Source organism: bacterium (assembly GCA_018812485.1).
Classification (GTDB): domain Bacteria; phylum JAHJDO01; class JAHJDO01; order JAHJDO01; family JAHJDO01; genus JAHJDO01.
Genome location: JAHJDO010000065.1, coordinates 1 through 2,725, shown reverse-complemented (window position 1 = coordinate 2,725; position 2,725 = coordinate 1). Strand labels below are relative to the sequence as shown.

Genomic DNA, 2,725 nt, shown 5'->3' with positions numbered 1-2,725 from the left:
GTTATAGAAAACAGAATTAAGACAGAAAAAGGCGTGGAAGTCCAGACAAGTCCTCCAATAGTGGTTTATCGAGAGACAATTACAAAGCCTAGCCAAGAAGGTATTGGAAAAACCCCTAACAAGCACAATTTATTCTTTTTTAAGGCTGAGCCATTAGAAGATTCAATTTCAAATTTAATTAAAAAAGGAGAGATTCAGGAAGGAAGAATAAAGAAAAAAGATTTAGAATTAAGAGATAAGCTTGTAGAGTGCGGAATGGACAGCAAGACTGCTTTGAAAGTAAAGGATGTTTACCATGGCAATGTATTTCTGGATATGACCCGAGGCCAAGTACATATTGGAGAAGTTATGGAAATGCTTCTTGATACGTTTGAGGATGTTATGTCTTCTGGCCCTTTGGCTAGAGAACCATGCTTAAAAGTTAAAGTCATGGTAACAGATATGAAACTGCACGAAGATGCTATTCATCGTGGTCCAGCTCAGGTTTATCCTGCTGTAAGAGAAGGTATTAGGGGTGCTATGATGACTGCTAGGCCTTTAATGTTTGAACCATACCAAATTCACAGAATTGAAGCTCCATCAGATTATTTAGGAGAGATTTCTAAGTTGATTTCTAATAAACGAGGTCAGCTGCTTGACGCGCAGCAGGAAGGAAACTTATCCATAATAAAAGCTAAATTGCCTGTAGGAGAGATGTTTGGCTGGTCTTCTGACTTAAGGTCTGCAACTGGCGGTCGTGGAAGTTCTTCATTAATAGACCAGATGTATGAGAAACTGCCAGAAGAACATCAGGAAAGAATAATAAAGCAAATAAGAGAAAGAAAAGGTTTAACTGATGCCCAGGTTGGAGTATAACGCCTTTACTGAGATAATAACGAAATCGTTAAATCTTTGAGATTTTAAAATTATATAAAAACCTTTGGTTAAACTAGTTTATAGACAATTAATGTTTGGGTAAGGAATATTTATTTTTTCTTCAGTATTTTATCTATCCTGTGTTCGTCGTGAATATGATCTTCTAACGATTTAACATGTTTATGGCAGTAAGGACAAGAGCCTTCAGTTGTTGGTTTAGTATAGCCTTTTTTGTGCATTATTTAATAAAGACAATTTTTATGTATTTAAATCTTTTCTTGCCCATATTCTTTTATAGAACTCTATAAAACTTGTCCTAAGTGGGGATTTATGAACAATACTGCAAAATAGGCTCGATTGCAAGTTAATTCTTTTTAGAAAAATATAAGGGGCTCCAGTCCCAATCAAATTTCTAAGATTGGGGTGGTGGAGCCACCATAATGCATAAAAGAACCTATGATGTAGAACTTAATAAAGTTGTTGATAAGACTCTTAAATTTTTACGGAACCACGACGTACCAAAGCATTGGAGTAAAACGAAAAATGAGCACTACAATGTCCATCTAATGATTGTTTTATATGTGCTCTTTTGCATGGCTGATAGGAGCTATAAGCGCTTTAAGAGGCTTGTAGAGTCGTGCCCTCCAACAACTTTGACATTAAAATCTGTACCTGTTGCTTCGACGCTATGGCGTGCATGGCGACGCATTCCACCACACTATTATCGGATGCTCGTACAACTATCTGGCAAAGGCGGAAGGGACAAATGTGTTGCTTTAGACCCAACACATTTCCAGATTAGTAGGCCTAGTGTCTCTTATTGCAAACGTACAAAGAGAAAGTTGGAAAGGGAACCAAACAGGAAAGTAACTATAGCTACTGGCACAAGGAGCTTAAGGATTATAGACGCTGTAATCTATGCATATCCCAAACGAAATGGATTAGATGACTTAGATAAAATACTAGGATTGTGGGTTAAAGGAAAGACTATAGTAGCAGACACTGAGTTTGATGCAGAGGAAAGATTCCATCAGAAGGTACTTGAATTAGGTGGGAAAGGTGTTGCTCCTTTAAGGCATGATAACATTCCAGTCCATAGGACAAAAGGGTCGCGACGCAAGGAATTAAGACGGAAATGGCCTGGCAGGAGTTATCATAGAAGAGCATTAACAGAAACTACTAATAGCATGTTAAAAAGGGGAATGGGTGAAACCTTAAGGGGTAAAACCGTCTGGCAACAAGCCAGACATTTTTACATGAAATGCTTTACACATAACATGTTATTGAGGTGTGATTAATGGAACTTGCAATCGAGCCGCAAAATAGAAAAATATATATATTGGGAGTAGTATTATGCGCAGACCAAAACAGCAAAGAATCAAGTTATTTGCTGTAAAATAATTAACCAAACCAACAATAAAAATAACCCAAAGCATCAATGTAGGGGGGGTTTAAAGTATAGTAAGCTGAGGAGGAAAAAAGTCCAATAAGAGTAATACAAAAAAATTATTTGAGGTAATGTTATTTTTTTGGGGTGACCTGTTATGCAAAATAAAATTCAATGTAAGTTATGCGGATATAAATTGGATGCTAATAGTGATTATTGTGATTACTGTGGAGAGCCAATATTAGAAGATAATTTGGAGGTGAACCAAACATGAATACATATACAGTGGATGATGATGACAGTGAAGGGAATTCTGATGATGACTATTGATGTTAAATAAGGAGGTGTTACTAATGGAAAAGAAAGGCAAATCTAAGGGAAAGTAGTGTTAGTGATGCATAGCGGTTAAGAGAGATGTTTCTCTTAACCATATTCTTTTCTAGTGCATGTAAGGAGCCGAAGAAGTTGCACAAAAGTTTTGGC

At 36.7% G+C, this 2,725-nt stretch carries 3 protein-coding genes; all 3 read left to right on the top strand.

Going from position 1 to position 2,725, the window contains the following annotated elements; genetic code table 11:
• Positions 1-855 (top strand): elongation factor EF-2 (locus KKC91_05100; GenBank protein ID MBU0477924.1); only part of this gene is annotated, 855 nt, incomplete at its 5' end.
• A 440-nt stretch (positions 856-1,295) separates the two neighbouring features.
• Positions 1,296-2,153 carry a hypothetical protein gene (locus KKC91_05095; GenBank protein MBU0477923.1) on the top strand — a complete coding sequence of 286 codons (858 nt, stop codon included), beginning with the start codon at positions 1,296-1,298 and terminating at the stop codon, positions 2,151-2,153.
• Positions 2,154-2,399: 246 nt separating this feature from the next.
• Positions 2,400-2,516: a zinc-ribbon domain-containing protein gene (locus KKC91_05090; GenBank protein MBU0477922.1), complete on the top strand. Its 117-nt coding sequence runs from the start codon at positions 2,400-2,402 to the stop codon at positions 2,514-2,516.
• Positions 2,517-2,725: the final 209 nt, after the last annotated feature.